Below are 25760 nucleotides of genomic sequence, written 5' to 3'. Positions count from 1 at the left end.
TGCGCGGCGGTCTCTCTGGCACAATGTGGTGTCCCGTAGCCGCAAGAACTGATGAGGAGACCCGCATGGGTAAGACCGGACGCAAGCGTCGCGCGCGCCGCAAGAACAAGGCCAACCACGGCAAGCGCCCCAACAGCTGAGCCTGACGCCGAACGCAATTCAGCCCCCGCGGTCTCCCTGCGGGGGCTGTGTCGTACCTGGGGTCAGCGGCGGGTCGTCACGCGCATCGCCTGGATCCGCGCAGTCAGGGTGGCGGGCGCAGATGCCGCGGTCTCCTGGCTGCGCTGGATCATCTCCGTGATCGTCGATTCGATCTCGAAGTTCTCCATACATCGCTCACAGGCGTGCAGGTGCAGCCGGATGATGTCGGCGTCGCGCTCGACGAGCTCGTTGTGGAGGAAGGAGTGCACGCGCGACAGCGCCGCCACGCACTCGTCCATCTCGTCGTGCTCGTGTGAGAACATGTCGGGATCGGCCATCACCGTCCTCCGCTCCTGCGTCCGATGCCATTGTCCCGGGCATAGTCCGCCAGCAGGTCACGCAGTTGGGCGCGGCCCCGGTTCAGTCGACTCATCACGGTGCCGATCGGGGTACCCATGATCTCGGCGATCTCCTTGTAGGAGAAACCCTCCACGTCGCTCAGCAGCACCGCCATCCGGAAGTTCTCCGGCAGCGCGGCGATCGCCTCGGCGACGGCGCCGTCGGGGGTCTGGTCCAGCGCCTCCATCTCGGCGCTGCGCAGGCCCGCGGAGTCGTGCGACGCCGCGCGAGCGAGCTGCCAGTCACTGACCTCCTCGTCGCCGCTGGTCTGCGGCGAACGCTGGGCCTTGCGGTACGCGTTGATGTAGGTGTTGGTGAGGATCCGGTACAGCCACGCCTTGAGGTTGGTGCCGGGCGTGAACGTGTGGCGGGAAGAGAACGCCTTCGCGTAGGTCTCCTGGACGATGTCCTCGGCGTCGGCTGCGTTGCGGGTCATGCGCATGGCCGCGGCGAAGAGCCGGTCCAGATGGCTCAGCGCTTCCTCCTCGAAGGCCGCCGCGTCGGCGTCCTCGAGGACGTCGGCGGCGTCGGGGGCCGCGAAATCCGGACTGTCCATCAGCGCCCACAATAGCGCCAGCTCGACGATGGACTCCGCCCGGGCCACGACGGTGGACTCGGCGCAGCCCACAGGGGTGCGGGTCGGGGCGCTGACGGTCATGCCGACGACAACGCCGTCGTGGCCACGTCTATTCCCCCGGGGGTACGGGAATTTCTTCCGGCTCCTCATCCACCGGCTCGATGAGCTGGGGCCCGTCGGTGCCGACCGTGTTGACCGCGCGCGACACCTTGACCGGGGCGAGGTCGGCGGGCACCTCAAGCAGCGCGACCGCGGCCGCGGCATCGGTGAACGACGGGTCCAACCAGTCCCCCCAGCTGTCGCGGGGGACCGTCATCGGCATGCGGTCGTGCACCCAGCCCAGCTCGTCGGTCGCCTCCGTCGTGATGATGGTCGTCGACGCGAGCCAGCCCTCCGGACCACGCCAGAACTCGTACAGCCCGGCCATGACGAACAGCCCGGCCGGGCGCCGGAGGAAGTAGGGCTGCTTGACCGGCTTCGGCGCGCCGGCCTGGGTCTCCGACCGCCACTCGTAGTAGCCCAGCGCGGGCAGGAGGCACCGTCGTGCCGCCGCCGCCCGGCGGTAGGCGGGCTTCTCCGCCACCGTCTCCACGCGGGCGTTGATCATCCCCGACCCCGGCGCCTTGGACCAGCTCGGGACCAGGCCCCAGCGCAGGGGGACCAGCTTGCGGACCGGGGCCCCGTCGGTGAGCCGCTCCAGCACCGCGGGGACGTCGTCGGTGGGGGCGATGTTGTAGCGCGGCGAGGCCACGGCGGCCATGTCGTCCTCGATGACGCTGATGTCGAACTCCTCGATCAGCTCGTCAGGATTCGCCGTCGCCGCATAGCGTCCACACATACCCGAAGCCTAGTAGTGTGACGATATGAGTCTGCTGCGGTTCGTTGCCAGGAGTCTGTTCGCCAGCTACTTCGTCGCCGAGGGGGTCCGTGCGGTCACCAAGCCCGCGGAACTCGCCCCGGACGCGGAGAGATTCACGTCGACCGTGACCCCGCTGCTCCAGCGGGTCGTGCCGGCCGACATCGCGGCCTACGTGCCGGAGAAGGCCGAGACGTGGGTGCGTGCCGCCGGCGTCGCGCAGGTCGTCGGGGGTGCGATGTACGCCACCGGGCTCGGCCGCCGCCTCGGCGCCCTCCTGCTCGCGAAGGCGTCGGTGCTCAACCTCGCCATCTCCCTGCCGGACAAGGGCGCGCCCAAGGTCGCCAAGGACGCCGCCCGCCCGGAGGTCCTCCGCAACGCGGCCCTCCTGGGCGCCGCGTTCCTCGCCGCCCGCGACACCGAGGGCCGGCCCAGCCTGGCCTGGCGCGCGGAGCACACGGCCAAGGTCACCGAGCGCAAGGCCGCCGCCATCGGCGACGACGTGACCCGCTCGGCCCGCAAGGCCGCGCAGCGCACGGAGAAGCAGGCCAAGCACCTGGCCAAGAAGGCGCGGCGCTCCGCCAAGCAGCTGGGCAGGAAACTCGAGGGCACCATCAACTGATGACCCACCCGCTCCCCTCCGCCCCCCGTCCCGTCGAGGGCGAGCAGGTCGTCCCCGGCTCGAAGTCCGAAACCAACCGGGCGTTGGTGCTCGCGGCGCTCGCCGACGGCCCCAGCACCCTGACCGGCGCCCTGGAGTCGCGTGACTCCGCGCTCATGATCGCCGCGCTGCGCCGGCTGGGTGTCACCATTGACCCCGTCGGGGAGACGCTCGTGGTCCGGCCGCCGGAGCGCTTCCGCGGCGCCCGCGACATCGACTGCGGCCTGGCCGGCACGGTCATGCGCTTCGTGCCTCCCATCGCGCTGCTCGCTGAGGGGACCTCCTCCTTCGTCGGCGACCCGCACGCCAGCGAGCGCCCGATGGGCCCGCTCCTCGACGGCCTGCGCCAGCTGGGCGCCACGGTCACCGGCGACGCGCTGCCCTTCACGATGACCCCACCGGCGACGCCGCACGGCACCGCCAACATCGACGCGTCGTCGTCCAGCCAGTTCGTGTCCGGGCTGCTGCTGATCGGGGCGAGACTGCCCACGGGCCTCACGCTGCGGCACACCGGGGACCGGCTCCCCTCGCGGCCGCACATCGACATGACGACCTCCATGCTGCGCGAGGTGGGCGTGTCCGTGGCCGAGCTGGACGACCGGACCTGGCAGGTGTCCCCCGGACGCATCGCCGCCCGCGACCTGACGATCGAACCGGACCTCACGAACGCCGCCGTCTTCCTGGCCGCCGCCGCCGTCACGGGCGGGAGCGTGACGGTCCCGGGCTGGCCCGCCCGCAGCCTCCAGCCGGGCGCGCTGATCCTCGACATCGTCGAGCGCATGGGTGCCCAGGTGGCGCGCGGTCGCCGCTCCGCGACCGTCACGGGCGTCGGCCCGCTGGCCGGGCTCGACGTCGACCTCACGACCGCCTCCGAACTCACCCCTGTCGTCGCGGCGCTCGGCGCCCTGGCCGAGGGCCGCACGACGATCCGTGGCGTCGCGCACATCCGCGGCCACGAGACCGACCGCATCGCCGCCCTCGTCGCCGAACTCCGCCGGCTCGGGGCCGAGGCCGAGGAGACCGCTGACGGCCTGACGCTGGTCGGCGCCGGGGAACTGCGACCCGCGGTGCTCCACACGTACGCCGACCACCGCATGGTCCACTTCGCCGCGCTCCTGGCGCTGCGCGTGCCCGGGATCGCGGTCACGGACCTGGAGTGCGTGTCGAAGACCATGCCGCACTTCGCGCGCGACTGGGCGTCGCTGGTGCGGGCGTGAGGCGCTCGTGAAGTCGCTGCGTGAGGACGACCACAGCGGGTTCGACCGCCCCCGCCGGCGCACCCGGCCCCGCACGAAGGAACGCCCCGACTACTCGTCGCTGCCCGAGGCCCGCGTCATCTCCATCGACCGCGGCCGCTACCGGTGCGTCCTCGACGGCCGTCCGGTCACCGCGGTGCGTGGGCGGCTCATCGACCGCAAGGGCGTGCTGGTGGGTGACCGGGTCCGGCTGGACGGTGATTCCTCCGGCAAGGAGGGCACGTTGTCGCGGATCGTCGAGGTGCTCGAGCGCACCACAGTGCTGCGGCGCTCCGCCGACGACACCGACACTTTCGAGCGCCCCATCGTCGCGAACGCGGATCAGCTGTTCATCGTCACGGCGTTGGCTGATCCGCAGCCGCGCATGGGGATGATCGACCGGATCCTGGTGGCCGCGTTCGACGCCCGCATCGAGCCGGTTCTCTGCCTCACCAAGGCGGACCTGGCGAGCCCCGACGAGCTCCGCGCGGCGTACGAACCGCTCGGGGTCCCGATCCTGGTCACCGATCCCGGTGCCGACCTCGGCCTCATCCGCGACGCGCTGGCGGGCCGTGTGACGGTGTTCATCGGGCACTCGGGCGTGGGCAAGTCGACGTTGGTCAATCGCCTGATCCCGGGGGCCGGTCGCGTGACGGCCGAGGTCAGCGAGGTGACGGGTAAGGGACGCCACACGTCCACGTCGGCGGTGGCCATGGAGCTGCCGGGCGGCGGGTGGATCATCGACACGCCGGGCGTCCGGTCGTTCGGCATCAGTCACGTGCAGCCGGCGTCGATCATCGGCGCGTTCCCCGACCTCGAGAAGCTGGCGGAGGACTGCCCCCGCGGCTGCCGGCACGAGACCGGCGCCATCGAGTGCGCCCTGGACGACGCCGTCGCGGCCGGTCGGCTCGCGCCGGAGCGGCTCGCGTCGTTCCGGCGGATGAGCGACACCTACATCTGAGGCGCCGGGGCGCGGAGGTCAGTCGGCGGAGGGAGCCCCCAGGTACTCGAGGACGGCCTCGTGCAGCAGGCCGTTCGTGGCGAGCGCTCCCCTGCCGCCGACGCCGTCGACGCCGTCGAGGTTGCTGAACCGTCCTCCGGCCTCGCGGACGATGATGTCGAGCGCCGCCATGTCGTAGAGCTCCAGATCGGGCTCGCAGGCCATGTCGACCGCGCCCTCGGCGACCAGCATGTAGCTCCAGAAGTCGCCGTAGGCGCGGGTGCGCCACGCGTCGCGCATGAGGTTGATGAAGCCCTGGCCGCGGTCGGTCTCCACCCACTCGGCGATGTCGGAGTAGGACAGCGAGGCGTCGGCGATGGCCTCGACGCGGCTGACCCGCAGCTCGCTGGCGTTGAGGATCGACCGCCCCGTGTACGCGCCGCCGCCCTGGCTGGCCCACCAACGCCGGTTGAGGGCGGGGGCGGACACGACGGAGGCGGCGATCCGGCCGTCGACCTCCAGGGCGATGAGGGTCGCCCAGACAGGCACCCCGCGCAGATAGTTCTTCGTCCCGTCGATCGGGTCGATGATCCACCGCCGGCTCGACTCCCCGGTGTCGCTGAACTCCTCGCCGTGGACCGCGTCGCGCGGCCGGGTGCGTGCCAGCGTCCGGCGGATGGCCTCCTCGACGGCGGTGTCCGCCTCCGTGACCGGCGTGTTGTCCGGCTTGCTGCTGAACCGCAGGTCGAGCGCCTTGAAGCGGTTCATGGTCAGCGAGTCGGCATCGTCCGCCATGAGGTGCGCCAGGCGCAGGTCGTCGGTGAGGTCCTTGGAGACAGCCATGGGCCCAACCTAGAGGACCCGGACCCGCACCGTCTCGTCGAGGGCCTCCAACTCGGCCAGCAGCCCGTCGTACTTCTCCCCCGACACGTCGGTGACCACGTAGCCGAGGTGGCCGCGGGTCGCCAGGGTCTGCGACCCGATGTTCATGTCGTGCGTGGCGAACAGCTGGTTGAGCCGGGCCAGCACGCCGGGGACGTTGTGGTGCAGGTGCACGATGCGCGCCGTCGTGGTCGGCCCGGCGGGAACCTCGGGGAGGTTGACGCTCATGGCCGTGGAGCCGAGGTTCTCGTAGTCGAGCAGCTTGCCGGCGACGAAGCGGCCGATGTCGACCTGCGCCTCCTGCGTCGAGCCGCCGACGTGCGGGGTGAGGATGACGTTGCTCAGGCCCTGCAGTTTCGACACGAAGGGCTCGTCCTTGGACTTGGGCTCGGTCGGGAACACGTCGATGGCGGCACCCGCGACGTGCCCCGAGACAAGGTTGTCGTAGAGCGCGTCGAGGTCCACCACGGCGCCGCGACACAGGTTGAGGAACAGCGACCTCGGCCGCATCTGGGCGAACTGTTCGGCGCCGAACATCGCCTTGTTCTCGGGACGGCCGTCCACGTGCAGCGAGACCGTCTCGGCCTGGGAGAGCAGTTCCTCGAGGCTGTCGACGCGCCGGGCGTTGCCCAGGGCGAGCCGGTCCACCAGGTCGTAGAACAGCACACGCATGCCGAGGGCCTCGGCCACTACCGACAGCTGGGATCCGATGTTGCCGTAGCCGACGATGCCCAGCGTGCGCCCGCGGACCTCGTGCGAGCCGACGGCGGACTTGTCCCAGACGCCGGCGTGCATGTCGCGGTTGCGGTCGGTGAGGCGGCGGGCCATGGAGATGATCTCCGCGATGGCCAGCTCGACGACGGAGCGGGTGTTGGAGTAGGGCGCGTTGAAGACGGCGACGCCGTGCTGGGTCGCCGCGTCGAGGTCGATCTGGTTCGTGCCGATGCAGAAGGCGCCGACGGCCTGCAGCTGCGGGGCGGACTCGAGGACCTTGGCCGTGACATAGGTGCGCGATCGGATGCCCAGGTAGTCGACGCCCTCCAGGGCGGCGATCAGGTCCCGCTCGGCGAGCGCGCCGGGCCGGCTGTCGACCTCGTAGCCCTTCGCCTCGAGCGCTTTGACGGCGTCGGCGTGGATGTTCTCAAGTAGCAGTGCCTTCACCCTGCGCATTCTAGGGCCGGGGCGCCCCCCGCCTCGACGCCGTCCGTCCGCCATCGGCGAAGCCGGTCAGAGGGTCAGCGTGGCCTCGACGAGCCGCGCGGTGTAGGGATGCGCCGGCGCGTCGAGGACCGTGCGCACCGGCCCCTCTTCGACGATGCGCCCGGAGTCCACCACGACGACGCGGTCGCACATGTGCCGGACGATCGCGAGGTCGTGGCTGACCAGGACGAGCGCGAGGGAGCGCTCGGCCGCCTCGGCCGTGAGGAGGTTGAGCACCTGGGCGCGCACGGACACGTCGAGGGCGGAGACGGGCTCGTCGGCGACCAGCAGCGCCGGGTCGCTGATGAGCGCCCGCGCGATGGCCACCCGCTGCCGTTGCCCTCCCGAGAGCTGATGCGGGTAACGCGTGAGCATGTCCGGATCGAGGCCGACGCCGCGCAGCGCCGCCGCGAGGACGTCGGCGGTGGGCTTCGGGACGTCCCCGCGTCCCCGCAGCACGGGGGACCTGAGCGGCTCGGCGACGATGTCGCGCAGCCGCATGCGCGGGTTCAACGACGAATTGGGATCCTGGAACACCATGGACGCCGCCGAACGCAGGAATCCGCGGTGGCGCTCGGGTACCCCGACGATGGAACGACCGTCGATGAGCACGTCGCCGGCCGACGGCTCCTGCAGGCCGAGCATGAGGCGGGCCATGGTGGTCTTGCCGGAGCCGGAGCCGCCCACGATGCCGACACGCTCCCCCCGCTCCACGACGAGGTCGACGCCGCTCAGCGCCACGAAGGGCCGACCCGCCCGCCGGAACGTGACCTCCGCGCCACGCAGCTCGACCAGGCTCATGACCGCGCCCCCGGGTAGAAGTCGGCGACGCTGGGCAGCAGTTGGCCCGGCGGGACCTGGTCGATGCGCGCGGACGCGATGAGCCCCTGCGTGTACGGGTGCCGCGGGGCGGCGATGATCTCGTCGATCTCGCCCTGCTCGACGATCTCGCCGTCCAGCATGACCGCCACCCTGCGGCACACCTGGCGCACGACGGCGAGGTCGTGCGACACGAAGACGGCCGCCCGGTCGGCGAGCTCGTCGGCCAGGAGCTGGAGGATCTGCCGTTGGACGAGGACGTCGAGGGCGGTCGTCGGCTCGTCGCACAACACCAGGCCCGGCCGGTTCGCCAGCGCCATCGCGATGAGGGCGCGCTGGCGCTGTCCCCCCGACAACTCGTGCGGGTAGGAGTCGGCGATGCGGGCCGGGTCGCTGATCCCCACCCGGCCCAGCCAGTCCAGCACCTCGTCGTGGATGCTGCCGCGCCGCTCGACGTGGTGGAGCGCCACGACCTCGCCGACCTGGCGGCCGACCTTCATGGTGGGGTCCAGCGCGGTCATGGGTTCCTGGAAGATCATGGACACCTCGTCGCCGCGCAGGCGCCGCATCTCCCGCTCCGGGAGCCCCACCAGCTCGCGCCCCGCGAGCCGGATGCTGCCCGTGACCCGGGCGTGCACGGGCAACAGCCCCATGATCGCCAGGGCCGTCACCGACTTGCCGGAGCCCGACTGGCCGATGATCCCGAGCCGCTCCCGCTCGCCGAGCGTGAAGCTGATGCCCCGCAGCGCCGGCCGCTGCTGCCGGCCGAAGCTCACGGCCAGGTCCGTCACCTCGAGGTGGCTCACCGGATCTCCTTCAGCCGAGGGTCGAGCAGGTCGCGGAGCCCGTCGCCCAGCAGGTTGAACCCGAGCGTCGCGACGGCGATGGCGAGGCCCGGCCACAGCGCGAGCTGCGGCTCGCTGAAGATGTAGTTCTGCGCCTCCCTGAGCATGCGCCCCCACGTCGGCGACTCGGGTCCCGAGCCGAGGCCGAGATAGGACAGGCCCGCCTCCGCGAGGATGGCGATGCCGATGCTCACGCTGGTCTGAACCCCCACCGCGGGGGCGATGTTGGGCAGCACGTGCCGCCACGCGACGGCCAGATGGGGCGTGCCGCTGAGCCTGGCCGCCTCGACGTAGCCCTGGCTCATGACCTGGAGCGTCGCCGCCCGTGCGATGCGCACGAAGGCCGGCACGGACGCCAGCGCGATGGCCATCATGGCCGTCCAGGTGGATCCGCCCAGCGCGGCGGCGAAGAGGATCGCCAGCAGTAGCGCGGGGAAGCCGTAGAGGATGTCAGCCAGCCGCGCCGGGAGCTCCCCGACCCAGCCGCGGTTCATCCCGGCGAGGATGCCGAGCGGGACCCCGACCGCCGCGGCGGCGGCCACGGAGACGATGCCGACCAGGAGGCAGATCTTCGCCCCGCTGAGGAGCCGTGACGCGATGTCCCCGCCCAGCCCGTCGGTGCCGAGCAGGTGGTCCCCGCCAGGGGGCTGGAGCCCGGGTCCGACGACGGCGTCCGGCGGGAAGGGCGTCCAGACGGCGGCCAACAGCGCCATCGCCACGATGAGGCCGATGAGGGCGGCGCCGACGGCCAGGGTCGCGTGCCTCACCGTGCCTCCGCCCTACGCCGCAGCCGCGGATCGATGACCTGGTAGGCGACGTCGACCAGGAAGTTGATGACGAGCACGGCCCAGACGAGGAGGAGGACGATGGCCTGGACCACGCCCAGGTCACGCTGCGACACCGCGAGCAGCAGCGACGACCCCAGCCCTGGCAGCGCGAACACCTGTTCGATGATGATGGCGCCGACCAGCAGCGTCGCCAATTGGAGTCCGATGACCGTGAGCAGCGAGATCGCGATGTTGCGCAGTCCGTGCCGCCACAGCGCGCCGGTGCGGGACCAGCCGACGGCCCGGGCGGTGCGGAAGTAGTCCTCGTGCAGCACCTCGAGCACGGCGCTGCGGACGTACCGGGAGATGACGCTCGCCTGGACGATCGCCAGGGACGTCACGGGGAGGACCAGGTGGCGCAGCCAGTCCGCGACGGACTCCCAGTAGGAGACGTAGCCCCCCGCGGGCAGCCAGCGCAGGTTGACCGCGAAGACCACGACCAGCCAGATGCCGGCCCAGAACGCCGGCACGGCGAGCCCCAGCTGGCTGAGCGCGGACACCGCGACGCCGTCGGCGTGGCGCCGGCGGACCGCCGCGTAGGCACCGACCGGCAGCGCGATGAGGATCGCCGCCGCCATCCCGAACACGATGAGCCAGACCGACACCTCGAGCCGCGCGGCGATCAGCGGGGCGATCGGGCGGCCACTGAGGTAGGACTCGCCGAAGTCGAACTGCACCGCGCCCCAGAGCCATTCGGCGTACCGGGCCAGGAACGGGCGGTCGAGGCCCAGCTCGGCCCGGAGCCGGGCCGCCTCACCGGGGGTCGCGTTGGTGCCCAGGATGACCTGGGCGATGTCGCCCGGCAGCGCGTTGGTGGCCGCGAAGATCAGCAGCGACGCGAGCAGCAGACTGGCGAGCAACCATCCCAGCCGCCGCCCCACCCGGCGGAGGGCCACGGTCAGCTCCTGGCGGCGATCGTGGTGAGGTCGAACGCGAGGCTGACCTGGTTGGCCTGAATACCCGAGATGTCGGGGGTGGTCACGATGATGTTGGGCAACAGGAACAGCCAGTCCGCGGCCGCGTCGTCCGCGAGCAGCCGGGCGGCCTCCTGGAGCTTGGTCACCTGCTCCTCGGGCGAGCCGGCGTCCGCCTCCTCGATGAGGCGCTGGAACTCGGGGTTGTCGTAGCCCCAGTAGTAGTCGGGGTTCGCGAACGCCCCGAGGTCCCGGGGCTCGACGTGCGCCACGATGGTCATGTCGTAGTCGAACTTCGTGTACACCAGGTCCAGCCAGCGCGCGGGGAACTCGAGTTCGTCGAGGACGACGTCGATGCCGACCTCCTCGAGCTGGGCGGCGATGAATCGCCCCGCGGGCGGGCCGTACGGCAGGTTCGGCACCCGCAGCCGCAGCGACAGCCCGCTCGCCATCCCGGCCTCGGCGAGCAATGCCTTGGCCTTCTCCGGGTCGTACGGATAGGTGTCGGAGAGGTCCTCGTACCAGGGGTCGGTCGGCGGGACCATGGAACCGATCAGCGTGCCCTTGCCGCCCCAGGCGGCGTCGATGAGGGCCTCGCGGTCGATGGCGTGGTTGATGGCCTGCCGGACCCGCAGGTCCTGCAGCGCGGGCGTGCGGTGGTTGAAGCCCAGGACCACTTCGCCGTCGGTCGTGCCCTCGTGGACGGTGTAGGCGGTCTCGTCGGCGAACTGCTCGATGGCCTGCGGGACCGTCAGGTTCGAGATGATGTCGAGCTGGCCCGAGAGCATGGCCGTGTTCATCGCGTTGGGATCCGCGTAGTAGCGGAAGGTGACCGAGTCGAACCGCGGCGGGGTGCCCCAGTAGCCGTCGTTGGCCACCAGTTCGATGGCGGAGCCCTCTTCCCACGCGGCGAACTCGTACGGGCCGGAGCCGGCCGGCGTGGTGTTGAGGTCGGCGTCACCGGTGGGGTCGGTGACGATGCCGGCCGGGCCGGTCATCTCGTAGAGCCACTGGTTGGAGGCCTGCGACAGCGTGATCTCGACGGTGTCCTCGTCGACCGCCTCGATGGTGTCGACGACCTGCCACTTGCCCATGATCTGGTCCGTGGCCGCCTCCGAGCGGTTCCGCTCGAAGCTCGCGACCACAGCCTCGGCGGTCACGTCGGTGCCGGACGCGAACCGGGCGCCCTTGTCGAGCGTGAACGTGTAGACGGTGTTGTCCTCGCTCATGGTCCACTCGGAGGCCAGCAGCGGGTCGATGTTGCCCTCGCCGTCGAGCTTCACGAGGGTCTCGTAGACGTTGTAGAGGAGCACGAAGGGGGTACCGGCGCCGGACACGGTGATCATGTCCAGTCCAGCGGGCTCCCCCGTCGCTCCGATCTCCAACGTGCGCTCGGGCTCCTCGACCTGCGGGGGGCGCGTGCACGCCCCGAGCAGCGAGGCGAGGAGCACAACGGCCACGATCCCCAGGGTGCGGGCTCGGCGCATGTTTTTCAGTTCCCTTCCGGAACGGGCAACGGCGCCGCTCAGTTTACCCGCAGCGGGCCCCGACCGGCGCCGCCACTCGGGAGCGGCGCACCGCCGCGCGACACGGCAGGATGGACCCATGGCCGACGACGATGAACAGGGCTTCCTGCACGGCACGGGGCGCGCACTCCAGCGCGCGTCGATCCGGGCCTTCGACCTGTCGGAACGCACCGCGCGACGCGGGTGGCGCTCGCAGGTGCGACGCGTGAGCCGGTGGCGGTCGAGGCTGTTCATGATCGTGCAGATCTCGCTGGCCGCGGGCGTCTCCTGGTGGATCGCGCACGACCTGCTCGGCCACTACGCGCCGTTCCTGTCGACGGTGGCCGCGATCATCTGCCTCGGGTTCTCCTTCGGGCAGCGCCTGGGCCGGGTGGTCGAGGTGGCCGTCGGAGTGACCGTGGGCGTCTTCCTGGGCGACCTGTTCGTGGCGATGTTCGGAACCGGGGTCTGGCAGATCGTGCTGGTGGTCGGCGTCGCGATGTCTCTGACCACCTGGCTCGGGGCGCGCACGCTCATGGTGACGCAGTCCGCCGTGCAGGCGGCCGCTGTCCTGACCGTGCTGCCGGGCGTCGACGCGGGCGTCTCGCGCTGGCAGGACGCCCTCGTGGGCTGCGCCGTCGCGCTTGTGTTCGCGACGGTGGCTCCCACGTCGCCGATCACCCGCCCCCGCCTGATCGCCGCCAAGGTGCTGCACGAGGCCGCCTTCTCCGTCCGGGCGATGGTGGAGGCGCTGCGTCGCGGCGACGAGGAGGAGACCGAACAGATCCTGCAGCGGGTCCGGGCAACGGAACAGGAGATGTCGAAGCTCCTGACCGCCACCGCCGAGGGCACGGCCGTGGTGCGAACCTCGCCGTTCCTCCGGCGGCACCGGGAGGAGGCGTTCCAGGTCGCGGACCTCGTCGTCCCGCTGGACCGGTTCATCCGCAACCTGCGCGTCCTCGCGCGCCGGGCCGCCGTCGCGACCTGGCGCGACGAGCAGGTGCCAGAGGAGTATCTCGAGTTCCTCACCGACCTGGCGCAGGCCATCGACGAGTGTGCTGCCGAGCTGTTCGCCCGCCGGCTGCCGACGGCGAAGCTGGGCATGCTCAGAGAACTCGGTGAGCGGTCGGCTCACATCCCGATCCTTCCGAGGCTCTCACCCACCGTGATTCTCGCGCAGGCCCGCTCCATGCTGGTCGACCTGATGGAGCTGTGCGGGGAGGACTACACGGACGCGCGCGACCGCGTGCCCGACATGGACTGACCTCTCACCTCCAGCACCGGTTCGACCAGCCTGCCCTGCAGTGTCACACCCGGGTCGGCGAGCCGCTCGAGGAGCAGGTCGAGCGCGGTGCGGGCGACCTCCTCGACGGGTTGCCGCACGCTGGTCAGGTCCATGGACCGGGCGACGGCGGTGTCGTCGAAACCGACCACGGCCGGGCCGGGCAGCCCACGCCCCCGCCGGAGGGTCTCCGCGCCGCGCGCCAGGCTGTCCGAGGCGCACACGGCCGCCGTGGCGCCGCCGTCGATGAGGCGTGCCATCCCGGACGCCCCGGCCTCAGCGGTGTCCGGTCCCTCGACGGTCAGCGCAGTGACGTCGTCGTCCGTGAGGCCCAGAGCGTCCGCCCAGCCCGCGCGGCGGTCCGCACCGACGGGCGAGCCATCCGACCAGCCCAGGAATCCGATCCGCTCATGCCCGGCGTCGCGGAGGAAGCGGGCCGCCGCCGCAGCGCCCGCCCTGCCATCGACGTCGACCCAGGCGCCGTGGTCCGCGCTCCCCCAGGGTCTCCCGAAGGAGACGAACGGCACCCCGGCCTCCGTGAGCCGCGCCGGCCGGTCGTCGTCGGTCCACGTGTCGGTGAGGACGCCCCCATCGATCGCGAGGCTCCCCCGCAGCTCGATGAGCCGCTCCACCTCGTCCGACCGCGACGTCGCGGGGAAGACGACCACGCGGTAGCCGCGGGCGTCCGCCGCCGTCACGATCTCGCGGAGGAAAGCGTCCATGAACGATCCGGAGATCCCATTGCGGGGTGGGCTGAGGCGGATGCCGATGGCCATGGCGCGCTGATTGCGCAGCGCCCGCGCCGCGGCCGAGGGTCGGTACCCCGAGCGCTGGATGGCGGCTTCGACGCGGACGCGGGTCTCCGCGCGCACCCGGTCCGGGAAGTTGATGACGTTCGAGATGGTCTGCCGCGACACCTTGAGTTCCGCGGCCAGGCTCGCGAGCGTCGCCTTCTTCATGGGCCCTCCGTGGATCGTTCAAAGATTGGCGCCAATGTTCCAGTGGGCGTCCCAGGGGTGTCAACGGTGGCTCGGCAATCGTTACCGATCTGACACATCGCCCGCAGGAGCCTGATCCAGGGCTCGGAGTCTCGGCAGGGCGACGGCCTCAACGGCGCCGGGATTTCACCCACTCGTCGCGCAGTTCCTGGTCGTCCATGACCAGGTAGACGAGCCCGCAGTCCTGCGGCCCAGTGACGTTCACCTGGCACAGGGTGCAGGGGTCACCGGGCCGGAGCGGGCACTTGGCATCGGGACGACGGCGCGGCGGCGTGGGCACGCCCTCAATTATGCGCCTCGCCCCCTGGCGTCAGAACCGGAGGATCGCCGCGACGCCCGCCTCCGCCGACACCTCCCGCGACATCGCGTGGACCGTGCCCCCGTTGGCGAGGGTGTCGACGGCGGCGCGATCCACCGCCTCGCAGACCACGAATCGTTCGTCGGCGCCCAACCGGACGACGGGCGCGTCGCTCGGCGCGACCACCTCCTCCCAGCACCACGGATCCGAGCGGATGAACAGCGTGTCGACCCGGCCCTGGGCGGCGGCCTCGGTGATGACGGCCAGGTCGTCGGAGACCTTCCCGCTGCCGGTGAGCGACCGGAACCGGTCGATGAGCGCCTTACGGTCCGCCCGCAGGCGCGCCTCGACGATGGGCCACGCCAGCCGGTGCAGCTCCTCGGCCGACAGGTCGTCGGGGTTGCGCAGCACGGCCTCGTCCAGGACGTTGGCGTATCCGTTGAGCTCGCGGTAGGCGGAGACGTTCTGCTCGAGCCCCACCAGGATCAGCGGCGCCGTCTGTCCGGCGAGGATGTCGCGCATTCCCGCGGCAACCTCGCGGAAGAACCGGACGACGTCCTCCTTCTTGGCCTCGTCGGCGCCCCCGCCGTGACCGTAGAACACGGCGCGCCCGCCCCGTCCCCCGGTCAGGGCGCGGGCCATGGGGGCCGAGCGGCCGGCGGGCTCAACGACATCCGAGATGCTGGTGGGGACGTCGTCGAGTTCGATCTGGCGCACCGTGTACCGGCTGCCGTCCATGAGGCGCACCTGCCCCTGGCTGATGGCCAGGAGGAGGAAGTGGGCGTCACCCGAGAGGAGCCGCATCAGCGGTCCGGTGACGAAGTGGTCCCCCGCGGTCGCGAGCAGCGGCAGCGACGCCGGGATGCGGTACGTGTGCTGGCCCTCGGGGCTGAGGAACATCGCCAGGCCGTCGCTCATGTGTTGCCACGCCATGCTGTCGTTCTGCAACTCCCGCGCCGGGGCGAGCAACGCGTCGAGCTCCGAGCGTCGCATCTCGTCGGTCAGCAGCGCGTCGACGGCGCTGACAAGGTTCTTCCATTGCAGCTGATCGCCCTGGACCTCGCCGCCGTAGCGGTGCGTGGGGATGAACAGCGACACGTGCATCCCGTCACCCCCGGACGCCGCCAGTGTCTGGATGTCGGTTCGGTTGAGTAGATCCATGCCAGTCCTCCTCGATCCGGTGGATCTTCCACACTACCCGCGCGGGTGCGGCCCCCGAGGCTGTTCGGAGAGTCCGTCCCCGGTCGTCACACGCCTGGCTCAGAGGGGGCGTCCGGGAGGTAACGGTGGACCCAGGCCGCGACGATGTCCGCGACGTACTGGGCGTCCTCGCGCCTGGTCAGGAGGTGGTCCGCGCCGTCGAGGGCCACGAAGGACTTCGGGTGCCGGGCCGCCTCGAAGATCCGGCCGGCGTTGTCGATGCCGACGACGGCGTCGGTGGGAGAGTGCATGACGAGCAGCGCCCGATCGAGCTGCGCGATGCGCTGGCGTTGCGGGTGCTCGTCGATGTCGTCGAGGAACCTGCGGCTGACCCGGAACGGCCGGCCGGCGAGGGTCACCTCGACGTCGTCCCAGTCGGCGTGGCCCGGCAGCTGGTCCCCGAACAGGTGCGTGACGTGCTGCGGATCCGCAGGCGCGGCGATGGTGACGACGGCGCGCGCCTCGGGGATCGCGGCGGCCGCGGCCAGCACGGCGGCGCCGCCGAGCGAGTGGCCGATCAGCAGGCTGGGGGCCGAGAGGGTCGCGCGGAGATGGTCGGCGGCCCGCACCAGGTCGTCGATGTTGGTGCTGAAGGTGGTGTCGACGAAGTCGCCCTCGGATTCGCCGAGGCCGGTGAAGTCGAACCGCAGGACGGCGAACCCCTCGGCGCGCAGCGCCCGGGCGATCCGCGACGCGGCGGCGACGTCCTTGCCGCAGGTGAAGCAGTGTGCGAAGAGGGCGGTCGCCCGGGGCGGCCGGTCCAGCAGCTCCAGGCGCCCCACGAGCGTGCTGCCGTCCGCGCCCGGGAACTCCACGGGTCTCGTCTCGGTCATCCCGGGCTCCTTCCACGAGCTCACAGGGGCCCGCGTAGCGGCGGGAAAAGGGAGAAGGTCCGGGCCGGCCTAGTGGCCGATCCGGACCTTCTGTCGTAGCCCTCGCCTCATACACAGCCAACACCCCTGTTGCGCTCCGGCCGCCTGCCACTCGCATCGACGATCGGCAGCAGTCCGGACGTCGCCGCATCACGGCCCGTGATCGCGCACGGATCGTTGAGCTCTACGAGCAGGGCAAGAGCGCGCGCTACGTGGCGAGCGATATCGGTGTCTCGAAGGCGACTGTGCTGACCACACTGAAGCGTGCGGGAGTTGAGATGCGCCCTGTCGGGGCTCACTACTGAACAACACTCCACACTCCGTGTGCCAGATCCGTGTTGTCAGAGAGGTGCCTTATGGTGATGGCCGAAGGGGGCGCACCAGCAGGGACCGGAATGGCAACAGTGTGCGATAATAGAACGTATGATCGAACGCATCGTGATACGTGGCTACCGCGTGTTCAAAGAGCTCGACCTCAAACTCAACTCAAAGATGAACATCATCGTGGGAAGAAATGAGTCCGGCAAGTCTACGCTCCTTGAGGCCATCAACATGGCCCTGACAGGCAGGATCCACGGGCAATGGCTTGCCGACCAGCTGAACCCCTACTGGTTCAATCAAGAAACCACACGCTCTTACCTTCTTGGGAGGCGTAATGGGCGGCAGATGTCTGCGCCAGAGATCGTGATTGATGTCTACCTGGCATCAGATGATCCAGACATTCAGCGCCTTCGCGGCATCAACAACTGGGACCAGACCGACTCCCCTGGACTGCGAGTGGCCGTGACACTTGACCCAGACTATGTGGACGAGTTTGAGGAGTACGTCGCCGACGTTGATACGCCATTGCTGCTGCCAACTGAGTTCTTCAAGGTGGAGTGGAAGAGCTTTCAGGGATCAGCGCTCGGACGTCGTCCGCGCAAGCTCGGTGTTGCCCAGATTGACTCGCGCACTCTGCATTCCACGTCTGGTGTTGACTACCATACGCGAAAGCTCCTGGTCGACCATATTGAAGATCGCGAGAGCGCCAGACTCTCGGCTGCTCTGCGAAAGGCCCGTCACAACATCACTGAGACTCACCTGTCGGCAGCAAATGATCGCATTAAGGCTGAGGCCTACAGTCCAGACGCGGAGATCGGCCTTCAGATAGATCAAGCTGCAGGCAGTGGGTGGCAGGGGTCCGTCGTGCCTCAGGTGGGCGATATTCCGTTTGCAATGTCTGGTCAAGGCCAGCAGTCTGCATCCAAGGTAGCCTTGGCCATGTCACGGACTGCTGATTCCACGAGCGTCGTGTTGGTCGAAGAGCCGGAAAACCACCTCGCACACACCCGCTTGATGCATCTCATGGGCCGACTGGAGGACCTCGCGGCTGGACGGCAGATGATCGTCACGACACACAGTTCCTATGTGTTGAACAGATTGGGACTCGGGGATCTCATCCTGCTGAGCGAAGGTGGTGCTACTCGCATCACCGATGTGTCCAACGACACAGTCCGCTACTTCAAGAAGCTCTCGGGCTACGACACGCTGCGTGTAGTGCTCGCGGATAAATTAGCCCTTGTCGAAGGACCCGCCGATGAGATGGTGCTGGCGCGCGCATATGAGGACGCCAGTGGGAGGTTGCCACATGAGGACAAGATCGACATTGTTTCCCTGCGGGGCACAGCTTTCAAGCGATCCCTGGAGTTGAGTCACGCGCTTGGTCGGCAGGTTATTTTCCTGAGAGACAACGACAAGAAAGCGATAGAGGATTGGAATGCTCACTACGGTGAATTATTGGACGGGAAGCGTCGGATGTACGTTGGGGATCCGACACTAGGGAAGACGCTAGAGCCTCAGGTGGTTGCCGCGAACGCTCAGCAGCTTGAAGTGCTACGTGCTGCGCTTTGCCTCGGGGAGAATGATGACCCTGAGGAGTGGATACTCAAGGACTCCAACAAGACCGAGGCTGCCCTTCGCATCCTGGAATCGTCGGTCAAAATAGCATTCCCTCCCTACATCAACGAAGCCGTGGAGGATTTGCAGGGTGACTGGTGAAAATCGTCTGACCTTGGCCGTCGCTGGCGGACGCAAGACTCAGTCAATCATCGACGCCTGTGTGGAGTCTCCCAGAAGGCGGCTGATCGTCACCTACACGACCAACGGACAGGAGGAGCTCCGGGGGCGCTTGGGAGAAGCTTGCGGGACTGCTGCGCCAGAAGTGATGGGGTGGTATGGCTTTCTGATCAATCACTTTGTCCGGCCCTATCTTCCGGCCAAGTACCCAGGGCGCAGAGTTGAGGGGTTCAACTTCCACTACAAGCCGCATCTCAAGGCTACCGCAGAGCAGCGTCACTTTGACCCTACTGGAGCGCTTACGAAGGCGGGTTTGTCATCTCTGGTCGGCGCGATCATCGAAGCCAGCAACGGGGCTCCAATAGACAGGCTGTCCAAGATTTATGAAGAGCTGTGCGTCGACGAAGTTCAGGATCTGACAGGCTGGGATCTAGTTATTCTTGAGAAATTGTTACTAAGTCCAATGCGAGTCACATTGGTCGGCGATCTTCGCCAGTCGGTCTACAGCACGAACCAGAGCGACCAAAAGCTCAGCCAATTCCGTGGGCTGAGGAAGATTGACTGGTTTCGTGCTCAAGAGTCTCGAGGCCGTCTCAAGATCGTTGAGTCTCTTTACAATTGGCGATCGGTGGACGAGGTGGTCTCGTTCGCAAACTCGGTGTTTCCTCCGGCATGGGGTTTTGGCGATGCGGAGTCGCGACAGCTTGAGAATCATTCCCATCAAGGATTTTTTCGCATCACACCCGACCAAGTGTCCGAATATACGAGGACCCATATGCCGCTTGCGCTTGGCTGGGACAAGAGGGCAGCCCGCAGGTATGAGGAGGTCTATTCGTTTAGCAACTTGGGTGAGGTGAAGGGGGTCACAGTTGACCACGTGCTCATCCATCCTACTGGGCCCATAGCAAAGTTCCTGCGTACCGGCGTCACCGATCTCGCCGATGAGGCGACCTGCAAGCTGTATGTTGGCGTAACACGTGCTCGGTTTAGTGTCGCGTTTATCCTTGAGGCCAGGGCGGTGGCCCCATGTCTGACGCCGTGGCCCGATCATACGCTGTAGGCGGGACGCTACCAGTCATGCTGGGCCGTCCGAGACCTCGCACGTGCATGGCTCGAGTGCACGGGCTCATGAAGGACTACTGTCAGACTGCCCTGGAGACCGAGATCTCGGGCATCGAAGCTCGCCACTGGATCTCCTTCGTCAAGACCTACACGGATGCTACTGATCGGACTGACATTGATGCCAAGGTTCAGCGCATCATGGCTCGCAACAAGCGAGCTGACGGTCGCTCGGCCGAGTTGGCCAACGCCGTGACGACACTGATGGACATCGTCTTCGCTCCAGAGGCGTAGACGCATCGCTATGGCGCAGATCCGGCTGGCGATCGGGGTGTCTTGATCCTGAGTTCGTGAGCGAGATGCAGCAGGTGCGTGTTTTTCGTCCTCAGATGAGGTAGAGTTTCGCGCAGTGGAAGGAGGGCTCCATGTACCAGCCCCAAACCTATGAAGGTGTCGAGGCCGTCGATCGGCTGGCGAAGCTTGGCCTGTCGGCCGAGCAGCTGATCCGGACCATCCAGCGAGCCTACGCCGAAGCGGCGACATGCACTGACCTCGACCCGGTGGGGACTCGTGGCACCCTGCTCTGGGCTCGCATGACCCGATTCCTGCGGGAGGAGCTGATCCCCAGCGGGTGGGTGGCTCGACGTCCCAAGAACCAAGAGCTGACCCTTCATTTCGATCGCGGTTTCAAGCTTCTCGTCGTGGGCGGCGACAAGGGCACCGGCCGCGCTGATCTGATTCCACAGCCCAAGAACCCCAAAGGCCCGACGTTCTACCAAGCCGTCGTGGACAATCGCATTCCGTTCGACTTCGGCCCTGAGTTTGAGGGCCCTGACGAGTACGTCGAACCGGCTGTGCTGGAGTCTCTCCAGACGTGGATGGTCCTCTATCGGGTCACCAAGGGTGGGAAGCTCTTCTTAGAGGTGTCACTGCCGGACGAAGCCAGTCCCGCTGGGCAGGTCTCTTGGGCTGAGCGGATCATCGTGGAGGTCCCGGACGCCGGGACGCCCATCGGCGGCATGGTCCAGCCGGATGACGATGACCTGGAGCCCTACCGGTTGACCGTGGAACGTGTGGGTTAGTCCAATGGAGCCGGAGTTTAGCCGGCAGCGACTCACCCTGGCGCGCAAGCGATTGGGGTGGAGCAGTGCTGCCCTTGCACGAGAGTCGGGTCTATCAACCCGAACACTGTCGAACTATGAGAACGGCCACGCCGTGCCGAGTGACGAGGCACTGATTGTGCTCTCCAATGTGCTGCGTGTCACGCGCGAGTTCTTCTTCCTACCCGAATCGGAGGAGGTGCCTGTCGAAGCAGTCAGCTTCCGGGCTCTCTCGAAGATGACCGCCAAGCAGCGGGACTCAGCGCTGGCTGTTGGTTCGCAGATTGTGGAGTTCGACACTTGGCTGTCTGCGCAGTTCCGGTTCCCGCAGCCGAACGTTCCGACGCTTCCCGGGTATGTGCCGGAGACTGCCGCATCCACAGTGCGGGCAAAGTGGGGCCTGGGCGAGCGCCCCATCCAGAATATGGTCCACCTGCTTGAAGCCAACGGGGTGCGCGTGTACTCGCTTCCCAGCCACCTGTCCGAACTTGACGCCTTCTCTTTCTATAGAGAGGAGGACCCCTTCGTGCTGATGTCTACACGCAAGTCTGCCGAACGGTCACGGTTCGATGCAGCCCATGAACTGGGGCACTTGGTTCTTCACTGCGAGCACGAAAGTCCGCGCGGTCCCGAGGCTGAGATGGAAGCCAACCAGTTTGCTGCTGCATTCCTGATGCCAAGAGCTTCCGTGCAGGCAGCGGGGTTAGTCAATGCCACGGTGCCGATGATCCTCCATGCGAAGCTGAAATGGGGTGTAGCCGCCATGGCACTCACGCACCGACTTAAGGAACTCAACATGCTGACCGAGTGGGGTTATCGAGACCTATGCGTCCAACTTTCTCGGCAGGGGTTTCGTCGATCGGAGCCTGGAGGAATCCCAAGAGAGCAATCTGAGCGGTTACGTCAGGCACTGGCGTTGCTCCGTCAGGAGGGGACTTCGACCTCAGTTCTGGCGACTCAGCTAGGAATACCGGCGAGCGAGTTCAGGTCGTGGCTGAATGGGATAACGCTCCAGATGGTCTAGACGGCACTGTCAGAGTTCGTAGGAGAACCAGTGTGCGTACGGCCTCACCGTTCCCATTCCCGTTGGATCGCCCACCCACAGCCAGCTTCGGCCCTGAGCCAAGAAAGATGTCTATCGACGGGTGCTCCAGTCTGATTTGAACGCTGACACAGATCTCGGATCAATTGTCTTTATCACGTCAGCAAAGTGACGGTTTGTGAGGTTCATCTCCATCTGCTGTTGAGGCTACGCAGATTTCAGATAGGTGCGCGTGGCCTGTGTTACGTATTGAAGAGTTTCGAACTGCCACTCGGGGTCGAGTACCTCAAGTGTTATCGGCGTGTTGAACTGAGCGTCTCCAATTGAATTCATGAGCGCATCTGCGTCTTGTTGTGATTGGACTCCGGCGTGACTACTTCCAGACCTTGTAACCTGATGTAGATGAATGTTCTTGAGATTGGATAGTCAGCTTCATGCACAGCCGCCAGAACGGCGGCAGTGACCGTAGCCCCACAGTGGCCGCAGACGATAGCCCGACTCGCATCCGGCGCGGAGACATAGCTTGCAGACGGATTGGGCGCATGCGCGCTGAACCACTTGATTCCCCCGTGTCCTGGCATACTTCACACGCTAGCTGTTGGCACAGCGCGGGAACGGTTTGGCGCGCCGATGCAAAGGGACGCGGCTCTCACCGCGAGAAACGTCCGGGCGCAGAGTGCGGGCATACTCAGACCTAGCCAAGTTGGTGAGGCTTCTCTGTTCATTGCCCCCGTAAGCCGCTTAGGCCAGGCAACGAGCGGCAGCCTCTTCCAAGCGTTCTCTGAGACCGGTCCTCAGCAGTGCCGCCCCTACCAGCCTCCGGGCAGCGGCGTTTGCGGTGCCCTCTCCGATGGCTACCTGTGAAGCGATGTGTTCGGCTTCCCGTGCTACTGCCACAAGGGTCAGGTGATCGGGGTGGGAATCGTCGAACGGCAGCAACCCCGCGCGGAAGACGTACTTGTCGAAGTCGCGAGCCCCTAGGAGTCCCTTGGCTTGGAAGCGCGTCACCCGCCCCTTTAGTGCCTCGGAATTGAGCAGCCCGACTAGATAGAGTGCTTCGGCCTCGGTGCTGAAGGAAGCCCAGTAGAGCTTGTGGTCAATCAGTGACAGGTCGCCATCTGACAGCCTCGCTGCGGCTAAGTTGCTCCCGGACTTGGTGTAGACGACTCTGTTGGGGCGAATGGGTAGCTGGGCACTCAGTTGACCATGGAAGTCGAGCCGTTCATGTAACGGTGCCTCTTCGGTTGCCGCTCTGCCGAGCTCCCATAACGATTCGACCTTCTCCCACCAAAGAGACATGGCGGGGAACTGATCGATCTCCTTCTGGCTGAACAAGTGTGTCTCGTCAAGGGGAAGGACCGCCCTTCTAGGGGCAAGGGCCCGAAACGCGGCGATCGTCTCTCCGAGATGCACCCCATGAACGAAGCGCTGTTCAACGGTGCCTTCCAGCGACGGCGCAGTCTTCCAAAAGCCCTTCTCCTGAGACGAGCGGAACGAAGCGACGGACGTGCGGCCACCGCCCGCGCCGAGCGGCCCAGCAGCCTTGGGCTCAACCATGACGAGCATGCGAGGCAGGATGATCGCTCCCTGTCGGAACTCTGACTGGTATGGATACACCGCATCGTCACTTGCATCGATGGCTGCGATGACCACTTCACCAGTCTTGCGCGCTGGCTGCGCATGTTTGGGTCCGTGCCACTGGATCGCGGTCTCGGGCAACGCTCCCGACGCACTGGAGTGACGCCCTCTCACGACGCAGGAGGTCATGGGGAACAGCGGCTGAATTTCTGACAGGTCCCAGGGCTTGTCGAAGACGACCGTGAGGTGTGCTTCCTTGCTGGACCATTTGCCGGTACGGAAGCCGGTGTGGGGACGGCGGCTCAGAGTGCCAAACGGCATGACGAAGCCGAACCGCCCGCCGTCAGTCAGGTACAACTCCACAGCGCGGACCACGAACAACGTGGAGAGATCGCGGGCGGACGCCCCGAGTCCCCCCGTCAGCAACTGCCTTGGCTTAGCCAGATCGGTATAGCGGCTCTGCATAGCTGACGTCATCTTGCTGTAACGCAACCATGGAGGATTGCCCACCAAGACATCCACTCGGTTTTCGGGCTGAGTGAGCCAGATTGGACGGACGAGGTTTCGGACGTAGTAGCCCCAAATCCGATCACGTCCTTGGCGTTCAAGACCGACCCACGTTTCAAAAGTGGAAGTCAGGATTCTGCGGTCATCCTCGTCATCGATCTTGAATCGTTGAAGTATCGGGGTCAGGCCCTTGATCGAAGGAGTGGGGGTCGCCTTGCTAGTGCGCACAGCGGCGCGGATTGCTTCCGCAGCGAGGTCAGTGACGATTGAGTCGAACTTGCTCGCGTCAGACCATACCGATGCAGGGAACACCAGATCGTCATCGAACAGTCCACCACCGCCGCCCTCCATGAGCTCGTCGGACGACGTTGATACCCGAACCGCCTCAGAATCGGCGAACAAGTCTCGGTGCCGCTCCCATTGAAGCGAATCACCGAGGAATACAGGCACGGTGACCGGCCCTCGCTCTTCGTGGGCGAGGCGAACAGTGCCCAGTGACATCAGGTAGGTCACACGAGCCAGGGTGACGGCCACGGGGTGGATGTCGATGCCGAAAACATGAGTGCAAGCGCTGGACACGGCCTGACCGGGGCTGTGTCCGGCATCCTCCACCGCCTGAACGTGGGCGCGCACAGCGTGGAACAGGAAGGTTCCCGATCCGCAAGAGGGGTCAAGAACCCGCTGGGCGGCTGGGTCGGAGATGGTGTCAGTCACCATCTCGCGGGCCAGCCAGTCAGGGGTGTAGTACTCCCCGAGGCTCTCGCGGTCGCGTTGCTCGATTACCGACTCATAAAGGAGCTTCATCACATCATGGTCTACGGCAGACCAATCAAATCGAGCGACACGTCTCACGATGTCGGCAACTATTTGAATGCCGGAATCTGAGACTAAGGGCCAATCGAAAAAGTCACTCTCGACGACGCCGTAAACCTGAGATTCATCAAACCGGCTGCCGGTAACGATTTCTTGTGGGGATAGGTCGTTGGCGATATCGAATCCGATAACGGCGTGTCCAATTGCTTCGGCGGTGATGACGAGCAGGGTGTGATTGACGAACAGGCGCTCGTCGTCGCTGAAAGCGTCACCATACGCAGTTCGGAGAAGCTTGGCCCAGAGCGAGCGCTTCAGTTGCACTTCGGGATTAGTTCGCACCCTGTCCAGCAGATCAGCGAGTGCAGCATGGTCTAGGCGGTGGCCGGGGGCGTCTGCGCCGAGCATCTGCACAATCGCCTCTGGCGTTGGCGCGATCTTTTGCCGGGTGGCCATGATCGACTCCAGCCAGCTAACGAGTCGATCGGAGTCGGGCTCTTTCGGGTCAAGGTCGAGCTGTGCCACCTTGGCGGCGACACCGTCGTCCAGTCGGTAGAGGAGCCATGTGGTCCCGTCGGTGAGGACACCGGCGAACGTGGTGGCTAGATCGGCCTCACGACGTCCGAGATAGCCCGCGAGCTGCTTCTCGGCCTCAGCAAGAGCACCGGTCTTGCGCAGGTCCTTCTTGACCTCGATGACCAGGTGGCCGATTTCGATATCGATGCGTCGGCGGGTTCCGTCACCGAGTTGCGATTCGAGCTTCACGACTTGGTCGTCCTCCAAGCCGAGTGCCCCGGCGACGAGCAGGAAGTGGATGTCTGACTGGAGGTCCGCTTCGGTGGGGACCGTACTGCGTTGCGCAAGGCGCGCAACCGCCTCGCGTACTGGATTCGTGAGCATGAGGCCACTCAATCAGACCCACGGTCGTTCACGCGTCGACACGACGGTGAGTCGGTCAATAGCCCTGCCTCGGCGTAAGAACACTTCCGGTTGTCTGCTCGCCCTTCCGCGACCACTTCAAGCCTGCAACTTCCTCAAGGGCCCATCAGCTAACCTTGTGTTCCGCGTGGTTCTGAACGTTCCCGCCGAACTCATGGCTCGGCAAGGAGCTAACAGGCCCGCTAAGAAACCCGCACACCAGACGCGCCATTTGGAGCG

General features: G+C 67.0%; 26 protein-coding genes. 11 read left to right on the top strand and 15 right to left on the bottom strand.

Annotated features, from left to right (window positions below; genetic code table 11):
- Positions 1-65: 65 nt before the first annotated feature.
- On the top strand, positions 66-140 hold the full coding sequence (locus ACFQPD_RS14405; protein ID WP_385901511.1) for a 50S ribosomal protein bL37: 75 nt from the start codon (positions 66-68) through the stop codon (positions 138-140).
- A 63-nt stretch (positions 141-203) separates the two neighbouring features.
- On the opposite strand, the gene ACFQPD_RS14400 is transcribed toward ACFQPD_RS14405, so the two are convergent.
- The 3 genes from ACFQPD_RS14400 to ACFQPD_RS14390 all read right to left on the bottom strand — a co-directional run bounded on the left by ACFQPD_RS14400 (position 204) and on the right by ACFQPD_RS14390 (position 1955).
- Positions 204-479 carry a hypothetical protein gene (locus tag ACFQPD_RS14400; RefSeq protein WP_078919580.1) on the bottom strand — a complete coding sequence of 92 codons (276 nt, stop codon included), beginning with the start codon at positions 477-479 and terminating at the stop codon, positions 204-206.
- Complete coding sequence (locus ACFQPD_RS14395; protein WP_385901510.1) at positions 479-1096, bottom strand: sigma-70 family RNA polymerase sigma factor; 618 nt, start codon at positions 1094-1096, stop codon at positions 479-481. The genes ACFQPD_RS14400 and ACFQPD_RS14395 overlap by 1 nt, the downstream gene beginning before the upstream one ends.
- Before the next feature lie 130 nt (positions 1097-1226).
- The gene (locus ACFQPD_RS14390; protein WP_385901487.1) at positions 1227-1955 is read right to left on the bottom strand and encodes an SOS response-associated peptidase; all 729 of its coding nucleotides are present in this window, start codon (positions 1953-1955) and stop codon (positions 1227-1229) included.
- A 25-nt stretch (positions 1956-1980) separates the two neighbouring features.
- Between ACFQPD_RS14390 and ACFQPD_RS14385 the strand changes: the two genes are divergently transcribed.
- The 3 genes from ACFQPD_RS14385 to rsgA are packed head-to-tail and all read left to right on the top strand — an operon-like array spanning position 1981 to position 4830.
- The gene (locus ACFQPD_RS14385; protein ID WP_385901485.1) at positions 1981-2595 is read left to right on the top strand and encodes a DoxX family membrane protein; all 615 of its coding nucleotides are present in this window, start codon (positions 1981-1983) and stop codon (positions 2593-2595) included.
- On the top strand, positions 2595-3851 hold the full coding sequence (aroA, locus tag ACFQPD_RS14380) for a 3-phosphoshikimate 1-carboxyvinyltransferase (protein ID WP_385901484.1): 1257 nt from the start codon (positions 2595-2597) through the stop codon (positions 3849-3851). The genes ACFQPD_RS14385 and aroA overlap by 1 nt, the downstream gene beginning before the upstream one ends.
- A gap of 7 nt (positions 3852-3858) precedes the next feature.
- Positions 3859-4830 carry a ribosome small subunit-dependent GTPase A gene (gene rsgA, locus ACFQPD_RS14375; RefSeq protein ID WP_385901482.1) on the top strand — a complete coding sequence of 324 codons (972 nt, stop codon included), beginning with the start codon at positions 3859-3861 and terminating at the stop codon, positions 4828-4830.
- Between the two features lie 18 nt (positions 4831-4848).
- On the opposite strand, the gene ACFQPD_RS14370 is transcribed toward rsgA, so the two are convergent.
- From ACFQPD_RS14370 to ACFQPD_RS14340, 7 genes are all read right to left on the bottom strand, one after another.
- Positions 4849-5652 carry an inositol monophosphatase family protein gene (locus ACFQPD_RS14370; RefSeq protein ID WP_385901481.1) on the bottom strand — a complete coding sequence of 268 codons (804 nt, stop codon included), beginning with the start codon at positions 5650-5652 and terminating at the stop codon, positions 4849-4851.
- 9 nt (positions 5653-5661) lie between these two features.
- Positions 5662-6852 (bottom strand): phosphoglycerate dehydrogenase, encoded by a 1191-nt coding sequence (gene serA, locus ACFQPD_RS14365; protein WP_385901480.1) that lies wholly within the window; start codon positions 6850-6852, stop codon positions 5662-5664.
- Positions 6853-6918: 66 nt separating this feature from the next.
- Positions 6919-7692 (bottom strand): ABC transporter ATP-binding protein, encoded by a 774-nt coding sequence (locus ACFQPD_RS14360; RefSeq protein ID WP_385901479.1) that lies wholly within the window; start codon positions 7690-7692, stop codon positions 6919-6921.
- Positions 7689-8516, bottom strand: a complete 828-nt coding sequence (locus ACFQPD_RS14355) for an ABC transporter ATP-binding protein (protein WP_385901477.1) — start codon at positions 8514-8516, stop codon at positions 7689-7691. Before ACFQPD_RS14355 ends, ACFQPD_RS14360 begins: the two co-directional genes overlap by 4 nt.
- A complete protein-coding gene (locus tag ACFQPD_RS14350; protein ID WP_385901476.1) occupies positions 8513-9322 on the bottom strand; it encodes an ABC transporter permease in 810 nt (269 codons plus the stop codon). The genes ACFQPD_RS14355 and ACFQPD_RS14350 overlap by 4 nt, the downstream gene beginning before the upstream one ends.
- Entirely contained in the window at positions 9319-10278 is a 960-nt protein-coding gene (locus tag ACFQPD_RS14345; protein WP_385901475.1) for an ABC transporter permease, read from the bottom strand. Before ACFQPD_RS14345 ends, ACFQPD_RS14350 begins: the two co-directional genes overlap by 4 nt.
- 2 nt (positions 10279-10280) lie before the next feature.
- Positions 10281-11756: an ABC transporter substrate-binding protein gene (locus ACFQPD_RS14340; RefSeq protein ID WP_385901474.1), complete on the bottom strand. Its 1476-nt coding sequence runs from the start codon at positions 11754-11756 to the stop codon at positions 10281-10283.
- A gap of 145 nt (positions 11757-11901) precedes the next feature.
- On the opposite strand from ACFQPD_RS14340, the gene ACFQPD_RS14335 reads away from it, so the two are divergent.
- Positions 11902-13065 carry an aromatic acid exporter family protein gene (locus tag ACFQPD_RS14335; RefSeq protein WP_385901472.1) on the top strand — a complete coding sequence of 388 codons (1164 nt, stop codon included), beginning with the start codon at positions 11902-11904 and terminating at the stop codon, positions 13063-13065.
- Here the strand turns inward: ACFQPD_RS14335 and ACFQPD_RS14330 are convergent.
- From ACFQPD_RS14330 to ACFQPD_RS14315, 4 genes are all read right to left on the bottom strand, one after another.
- Positions 13026-14042, bottom strand: a complete 1017-nt coding sequence (locus tag ACFQPD_RS14330; RefSeq protein WP_385901471.1) for a LacI family DNA-binding transcriptional regulator — start codon at positions 14040-14042, stop codon at positions 13026-13028. The two genes, ACFQPD_RS14335 and ACFQPD_RS14330, sit on opposite strands and share 40 nt — an antisense overlap.
- A 148-nt stretch (positions 14043-14190) precedes the next feature.
- On the bottom strand, positions 14191-14361 hold the full coding sequence (locus ACFQPD_RS14325) for a DUF6767 domain-containing protein (RefSeq protein ID WP_385901470.1): 171 nt from the start codon (positions 14359-14361) through the stop codon (positions 14191-14193).
- 30 nt (positions 14362-14391) lie between these two features.
- Entirely contained in the window at positions 14392-15540 is a 1149-nt protein-coding gene (locus tag ACFQPD_RS14320) for a hypothetical protein (protein WP_385901469.1), read from the bottom strand.
- 86 nt (positions 15541-15626) lie between these two features.
- Positions 15627-16412, bottom strand: a complete 786-nt coding sequence (locus ACFQPD_RS14315) for an alpha/beta hydrolase family protein (RefSeq protein WP_385901468.1) — start codon at positions 16410-16412, stop codon at positions 15627-15629.
- 155 nt (positions 16413-16567) lie between these two features.
- On the opposite strand from ACFQPD_RS14315, the gene ACFQPD_RS14310 reads away from it, so the two are divergent.
- The 6 genes from ACFQPD_RS14310 to ACFQPD_RS14285 all read left to right on the top strand — a co-directional run bounded on the left by ACFQPD_RS14310 (position 16568) and on the right by ACFQPD_RS14285 (position 21689).
- Positions 16568-16756, top strand: a complete 189-nt coding sequence (locus tag ACFQPD_RS14310) for a helix-turn-helix domain-containing protein (RefSeq protein WP_385901509.1) — start codon at positions 16568-16570, stop codon at positions 16754-16756.
- 118 nt (positions 16757-16874) lie between these two features.
- Entirely contained in the window at positions 16875-18488 is a 1614-nt protein-coding gene (locus ACFQPD_RS14305) for an ATP-dependent endonuclease (protein WP_385901466.1), read from the top strand.
- Complete coding sequence (locus ACFQPD_RS14300; RefSeq protein WP_385901465.1) at positions 18478-19566, top strand: UvrD-helicase domain-containing protein; 1089 nt, start codon at positions 18478-18480, stop codon at positions 19564-19566. Before ACFQPD_RS14305 ends, ACFQPD_RS14300 begins: the two co-directional genes overlap by 11 nt.
- A 68-nt stretch (positions 19567-19634) precedes the next feature.
- The gene (locus ACFQPD_RS14295) at positions 19635-19859 is read left to right on the top strand and encodes a hypothetical protein (protein WP_385901464.1); all 225 of its coding nucleotides are present in this window, start codon (positions 19635-19637) and stop codon (positions 19857-19859) included.
- 131 nt (positions 19860-19990) lie between these two features.
- Positions 19991-20647 carry a hypothetical protein gene (locus ACFQPD_RS14290; protein WP_385901462.1) on the top strand — a complete coding sequence of 219 codons (657 nt, stop codon included), beginning with the start codon at positions 19991-19993 and terminating at the stop codon, positions 20645-20647.
- A 4-nt stretch (positions 20648-20651) separates the two neighbouring features.
- Positions 20652-21689: a helix-turn-helix domain-containing protein gene (locus ACFQPD_RS14285; protein ID WP_385901461.1), complete on the top strand. Its 1038-nt coding sequence runs from the start codon at positions 20652-20654 to the stop codon at positions 21687-21689.
- A 759-nt stretch (positions 21690-22448) separates the two neighbouring features.
- On the opposite strand, the gene ACFQPD_RS14280 is transcribed toward ACFQPD_RS14285, so the two are convergent.
- A complete protein-coding gene (locus ACFQPD_RS14280) occupies positions 22449-25502 on the bottom strand; it encodes an N-6 DNA methylase (protein WP_385901460.1) in 3054 nt (1017 codons plus the stop codon).
- Positions 25503-25760: the final 258 nt, after the last annotated feature.

It is taken from the genome of Tessaracoccus sp. O5.2 (assembly GCF_964266725.1).
Taxonomy (GTDB): Bacteria; Actinomycetota; Actinomycetes; order Propionibacteriales; family Propionibacteriaceae; genus Arachnia; species Arachnia lapidicapta.
Note: the sequence above shows the minus strand (reverse complement) of the source record. Positions and strands in the feature narration are given on the sequence as shown.

Coding starts and splice junctions, on each gene's coding strand:
- ACFQPD_RS14400 (WP_078919580.1), bottom strand. CDS start 479: ATGGCCGATCCCGACATGTTCTCACACGAGCACGACGAGATGGACGAG.
- ACFQPD_RS14395 (WP_385901510.1), bottom strand. CDS start 1,096: ATGGACAGTCCGGATTTCGCGGCCCCCGACGCCGCCGACGTCCTCGAG.
- ACFQPD_RS14390 (WP_385901487.1), bottom strand. CDS start 1,955: ATGTGTGGACGCTATGCGGCGACGGCGAATCCTGACGAGCTGATCGAG.
- ACFQPD_RS14385 (WP_385901485.1), top strand. CDS start 1,981: ATGAGTCTGCTGCGGTTCGTTGCCAGGAGTCTGTTCGCCAGCTACTTC.
- aroA (WP_385901484.1), top strand. CDS start 2,595: ATGACCCACCCGCTCCCCTCCGCCCCCCGTCCCGTCGAGGGCGAGCAG.
- ACFQPD_RS14370 (WP_385901481.1), bottom strand. CDS start 5,652: ATGGCTGTCTCCAAGGACCTCACCGACGACCTGCGCCTGGCGCACCTC.
- ACFQPD_RS14360 (WP_385901479.1), bottom strand. CDS start 7,692: ATGAGCCTGGTCGAGCTGCGTGGCGCGGAGGTCACGTTCCGGCGGGCG.
- ACFQPD_RS14335 (WP_385901472.1), top strand. CDS start 11,902: ATGGCCGACGACGATGAACAGGGCTTCCTGCACGGCACGGGGCGCGCA.
- ACFQPD_RS14330 (WP_385901471.1), bottom strand. CDS start 14,042: ATGAAGAAGGCGACGCTCGCGAGCCTGGCCGCGGAACTCAAGGTGTCG.
- ACFQPD_RS14320 (WP_385901469.1), bottom strand. CDS start 15,540: ATGGATCTACTCAACCGAACCGACATCCAGACACTGGCGGCGTCCGGG.
- ACFQPD_RS14315 (WP_385901468.1), bottom strand. CDS start 16,412: ATGACCGAGACGAGACCCGTGGAGTTCCCGGGCGCGGACGGCAGCACG.
- ACFQPD_RS14305 (WP_385901466.1), top strand. CDS start 16,875: ATGATCGAACGCATCGTGATACGTGGCTACCGCGTGTTCAAAGAGCTC.
- ACFQPD_RS14295 (WP_385901464.1), top strand. CDS start 19,635: ATGAAGGACTACTGTCAGACTGCCCTGGAGACCGAGATCTCGGGCATC.
- ACFQPD_RS14290 (WP_385901462.1), top strand. CDS start 19,991: ATGTACCAGCCCCAAACCTATGAAGGTGTCGAGGCCGTCGATCGGCTG.
- ACFQPD_RS14285 (WP_385901461.1), top strand. CDS start 20,652: ATGGAGCCGGAGTTTAGCCGGCAGCGACTCACCCTGGCGCGCAAGCGA.
- ACFQPD_RS14280 (WP_385901460.1), bottom strand. CDS start 25,502: ATGCTCACGAATCCAGTACGCGAGGCGGTTGCGCGCCTTGCGCAACGC.